Origin of the sequence: Dyella acidisoli, from assembly GCF_030160295.1 — a bacterium.
Lineage (GTDB): Bacteria > Pseudomonadota > Gammaproteobacteria > Xanthomonadales > Rhodanobacteraceae > Dyella_B > Dyella_B acidisoli.
Genome location: NZ_BSOB01000040.1, coordinates 1 through 5,858 on the forward strand (window position 1 = coordinate 1; position 5,858 = coordinate 5,858).

Genomic DNA, 5,858 nt, shown 5'->3' on the forward strand with positions numbered 1-5,858 from the left:
CCCATGCTGTGAGCCTTTTAGGCCATTTCTTTGGGTTACTTTTCTTTGGGCCAGCAAAGAAAAGTGACCCGGTCGCTTCGCGACCGGAAGCGCCGCAGGCAATGCCACAACAACACAACATGCATCAACACCACGCATATGTTGGGGTTCGCTCACGCTCACCACCAACCTACGCGAACATTTCAATGGTGAGGCTAGGTTAACCCCTCACCCCAACCCTCTCCCCCATCTTTGATTAAAGATGCGGGAGAGGGAGCAAACCACCGTTGGCACCAACATTGCTCCCACCCTCGTATATCCGGCACTGCCGCGTCGGAAGCGTCAGATTTCCGACGCCAGCGCGACGCGCCCTATCGATCAAGACGAGGAAACCACATGCGTTGCATGCTTGCGATTTGCGCGGTGTTCAAGGATGAGGCCGTGTACCTGCGCGAATGGGTCGAGTTCCATCAGCTCATGGGCGTGGAGCGGTTCTATCTCTATAACAACAACAGCTCCGATCGTTACCTTGACGCATTGCAGCCGCACATCGCCTCGGGCGCGGTGGTGCTGCACGAATGGCCACAGCATCCGGCACAGCTGCAGGCGTACGAACACTGCTTGAAGACGCACGGCAGCGAGGCGGACTGGATTGCCTTCATCGACGTGGACGAGTTCCTGTTCTCGCCCGGCGCCAAACTTTTGCCCGACGTGCTGGCCGATTACGCGGACCATCCCGGCGTAGGGGTGAACTGGGTGATGTTCGGTTCCTCCGGCCACAAGCAAAAGCCGGAAGGCGGTGTGCTGGAGAATTACCTGCGCCGTGGCGACCTCAACGGCGGTGTGCAGTATGCGCATCTGCGCCTGCCTGACGGCAGCTATCGTTCGGAAAACGCACATATAAAAAGTATCGTGCAGCCGTCCAAGGTGGTGGCCTGCAAGAACGCACACTTCATGCTCTACACCAACAACGCCCGCGCGGTGGACGAGAACGGGCAGCCGATTGACGGCCCGTTCACCGCCAAAGTGTCGGTCAATGCACTGCGCATCAATCACTATTGGAGCAAATCGGAAGACGAATGCCGCCACAAGTTCAATCGTGGCTTCGCCGATGGCAGCGGCGCACGCGATTGGAACGAATTCCTCGCGCACGAACAAGTCCTCAATACCGCGCATGACGACACCGTACTGCGCGTGGTCGCTCAGCTCGGCGTATTGCCGTCCACTTGGCCACTGGAAGCATTTGTACAGAACGATGAAGGCGTGTGGCATTCGCCATTGCGTGATCGTCATGCACACAAGGCGATCCATCCCATCGCCACGCAGCTGTACGATCTGGTGCGTGAAGCGACCGACATCAGTGTGTTTTCGCCAACGCTGGTGAAGGAGATCCATAGCCGCACCAGCGCGCTGCATCTGTCGCCGCGGCGTGCCAATCTGTTGCAGGCCTTCGACACGTTTCCCCCAGGCGCGCGCGTGCTGGAGATTGGCTGCGGTGGCGGCGCACTGACACGTGCATGGGCCGAGCGCGGTTGCGCAGTGGATGCGATTGAATTTGCGCCGCATTGGGCGCGTGTCGCCGCGGCGCGACTGCGCGACTGTCCGCACGTGCGCGTGTTCCAGACCAGCCTGCGTGAACTGGCACTGCGGCCGGACTACGACGTGGTATCGGTGACCGTCGCCGACGATTACGCCGAAGCATGGCCGCGCGGCGAAGGCTTGCGCGATGCCATCGCGATCGCCGCTGCAGCGCTGAAACCCGATGGCACATTGATATTAGCCACGCCCAATCGCCAGGCGTCACCAGGTAATAAGAACATTCCCTCACGCGCCAAGATCGAAGCGGCTTTGCGCGCCGCCGGCCTTGCTGCGATCGATGTACGGCTCGCGTTTCCCGATGCGCTCTTGCCGGAGGTGCTTATCTCCGCCCAGCCGCAACAAGTGGCCCCTGCGCTGCGGCTGGACGACTTGATCGCCCAACGTCCGTTGCTTCGTGAAGCCGGCAAGGAGGCAACGCAATGGGAGATGCACTTCGAAGCCGGCACACTGGCTGAGTACGCGCCGGGATTCCTGTTGATGGCCCATCGCCGCGGCGCACCTTCGATGCTGCGGAACGATGTGCTGGCCCAAAGCTTCGCCGACAATCGCATCCCAGCCGGCAACACCATCACCGAATACGTGCAACAGAAAGGCAGCGTGCAGGTCGTACCACGCGCGCTATCGCCAGAAGCCAGTTGGATCGGCTCGGCATTCGATCCCGTGCGGGAACCCTATCCGCTCGCTCCCGGACGTTCCTTGCTGGTCCTGATACGCCGTGCGATCCACGAGCAGCGCACCGATTTGCTGGTTGCTTTGCTACGCAAATGGAGCGCGCTGATCTACGCGCAGGCCGGCGAGGACGACAAGATTCCTGGCGAGTGGCTCGACGCCCTGCCCGCGCACGTCTATCTGGATGTGGACGGCGAAAGCCTTGCCTTCCGCGGCGGCGAGTGGCGTGCGCGCCAACCGGTAGAGAAGCAGATTCCGGTCTATGTCGGGCTGTGGCAGATCGCCTATGAAGCGGGACTGGAATCGCTGCTCGGACTGGCCTCGCCGACCGAACGCGTTACATGGTTGTGCAAGCGCCTGATGATCGACGCCTCGGCGGAATGGATCGGACATGGCCGCAACATCAACGAGGCTTTCGCCCGCGAAATCCACGAAGGCGATTGCTGGAATCGCACCGATCGCCACCTCAAGATCATTCCGGAGTGGCTGATTCCCCCGCCGCCTTCGGATCTCTACAAGCAATGGCAGGCGCAGCAGCAGCTCAGCGAAACCGCTGTTGCACAGGCGCTTCGTCGCATCGAAGTACACGGCGCGCCGCGCATGCAAGTGATCGTGATCGATCACGACAACGACGTGGATGCCATGCATATCACCCAGACCAGTCTGGAAGCGCAGCAGTATCCGCACTATCGGGTTAGCGTACTCAGCAACAACGGCAATCCTATGGAGCGGCTCAACGACGAGATCGCCGCCAGCGACGCAGACTGGGTGCAACTACTGTATGCGGGCGATCTGCTGCACCCGGCCGCCTTGTTGTTACTGGCCGAGCGAGTGGTGTCGCATCCTTATGTGCGCGCCATCTATGTCGATGAAGACACGCAAGCGAAAAACGGTGCGTTTGAGCAGCCGATTTTCAAACCGGACTTCAATCTGGACATGCTGCGCAGCTATCCCTACGTAGGCCGTGCACTCGCCTTTGCGCGACAGCGCTGCATGGAACTAGGCGGTCTGCAGGTACGCTATGACGACATGGCTCCAAGCGACCTGCTGTTCCGCCTGATCGAGACCGACGGCCTGCAAGCCATCGGCCATATCGGCGAAGTGATGTATCGCGCCGCGCAGCCGTACAGCCATTGGTTGGGGACCGAAACCGTGAAGGCGCATAGCGCAGATATCGTGTCGGACCATCTGACACGTATTCGCGTACCGCATCGCATGGAGCCCGGCGCGCTGCCTGGCTTCAATCGCGTGGTGTATCAGCATGCGCGCCAGCCGCTGGTGTCGATCATCGTGCCGACCAAGAATCAGCTGCCACTGCTCAATGGCCTGATCGATAGTCTGCTGTCCAAGACCAGCTACCTCAACTACGAGCTGTTGATCATCGACAACAACACCGATGAACCGGCAGCGTGTGTCTATCTCGACGGCATCGAGCGCTTGAACAGCCAACAGTTGCGCGTGTTGCGCTATCCGCATCCGTTCAATTACTCGGCCATCAACAATTTCGCCGCCGCCCACGCGCGCGGCGAATACCTGATCCTGCTCAACAACGATACCGCCGTGCTGCACGCGGACTGGATTGAAGCGCTGCTCAATCATGCGCAGCGTCCGGAAGTGGGCATTGTCGGCGCCAAGCTGCATTACCCAGATGGCCGCATTCAGCACGGTGGCGTGGTGTTGGGGTTGCGCGGTCCTGCCGATCACCCATTCATCGGCCAGCCGATGGAGTCGGACGGCTATATGCATCGCCTGCGCGTGGATCAGAACTACACCGCCGTCACCGCGGCATGCCTGATGATCCGCAAATCGGTCTACGACGAAGTCGGTGGCTTCGACGAGCAGGATTTCAAGGTGTCCTACAACGATGTCGACCTGTGCCTGAAAGTGCAGCAGGCCGGCTATCTCACCGTGTGGACACCTTACGCACGCCTGATGCACGTCGGCAACGTCAGCCAAAACAAAGTCGACAGGACGGCACAGGAAGCAAAGCAGAAACGCTTCGAAGGCGAACAGGGAGCGATGTACCGCAAGTGGCTGAAGCTGCTTGCGCGCGATCCGGCGTACAGCACGAATCTCAGCATCGACGGCACAGGTTTCGAACTCGATCCGCTGCGCAGCAAGTCCTGGCAACCTTTCGCCAGCCCGCTGCTGCCACGCATGTTCTGCGTGGCCGCCGATGAACACGGTTGCGGCCACTACCGTATCCGCCAGCCGTTCGCATCCATGCAGCGCGGAGGGATGATCGAAGGCGTGATTGCAGGCGTGCACCTGACACCCGTGGCGATGGAGCGCTTCCAGCCCACATCGCTGGTGCTGCAGCGACAGATCAACGAACACCAGCTCAAGTTGCTGGAAAGTTATCGCGACTATTCCAAAGCCTTCAAAGTGTTCGAGCTGGACGACCTGATCCAGCAGATTCCTGTGAAGAGCATGTTCCACGGCATCATGCCCAAGGATGTGGTGAAGTCCTTGCGCCGCGCCTTGTCTACCGTGGACCGCTTCGTGGTCTCCACCAATGCGTTGGCTGAAGAATTCAAGGGCTTCCACTCCGATATTCGTGTCGTGCTGAATCAACTGCCGGTGGATTGGTGGAGTGATCTGCCGTCGCAACGGCGCGTAAGCCGCAAGCCACGCGTCGGCTGGGGCGGCGGTTCATCGCATCGCGGCGACCTGGAACTAATCGCCGACGTGGTACGCGATCTTGCCAACGAAGTGGAGTGGGTTTTCTTCGGCATGTGCCCCGACAAGCTGCGTCCTTACGTGCACGAATTCCACACCGGCGTACCGATCGAAGAGTACCCGCGCAAACTCTCTTCATTGAATCTGGATCTTGCGCTGGCGCCACTCGAAGAGAACGCGTTCAACGAGTGCAAGAGCAACCTGCGCCTGCTCGAATACGGCGCCTGCGGCTTCCCGGTGATCTGCACCGATATCGTTCCCTACCAAACCGATTTGCCGGTGACGCGCGTGAAGAACCGTTACAAGGAATGGGTCAGTGCAATCCGCATGCATCTGGATGATCTGGATGCAGCGGCGAAGACGGGCGATGCGCTGCGCGATGCGGTGCTGAAGAATTGGATGCTGGAGGGCGAGAAACTGGTGGCTTGGCGCGATGCCTGGTTGCCGAATTGACCGAAGTACCGATGCGCACCTTCGTGGGCTAGGATGCCAATCCCATCTATCAACCATTCCTATATGAGCATGCCAGACGATTACGGGAGAAGCGACGATCTTCTGTTTGCTGCTGAACTACGGTGTTGCTGAGATTGCCATCCAGCCTATGAGCTGCGCTTTGCAATAGGCTCCGCGCGCGCGATCATGTTGCCCCACCCTTTCGTAGCACACCCATGACCCCATCCGACGACGATTTCGATGCCGAGCACTCCTTCGACGAAGATGAGCATGGCGACGACTCAGTAGAGGCGAGTGTCTGGCAGCTACTGTTGTTGATCAATCCAGGCGACGAGGAAACGGCATTGCAGCAGTTCGCGGCTTACCGCGATGCAGTAGGTCATGCCGATGAGGATGAGATCGAGCCCATTCAGATGATCAGCCAGGTGATCGACTGGCGCTCGGGTTTCCGTGTCGACGCTGATGACACGCGGACCTTG

Annotated in this window: 1 protein-coding gene and 1 pseudogene; both read left to right on the forward strand. The window is 59.7% G+C overall.

The window, feature by feature from the left end; genetic code table 11:
* Positions 1-375: 375 nt before the first annotated feature.
* On the forward strand, positions 376-5,379 hold the full coding sequence (locus tag QQJ86_RS16215; RefSeq protein WP_284322008.1) for a glycosyltransferase family 92 protein: 5,004 nt from the start codon (positions 376-378) through the stop codon (positions 5,377-5,379).
* A 215-nt stretch (positions 5,380-5,594) separates the two neighbouring features.
* Positions 5,595-5,858, forward strand: a pseudogene (locus tag QQJ86_RS16220) (DUF6630 family protein); the annotation flags it as partial.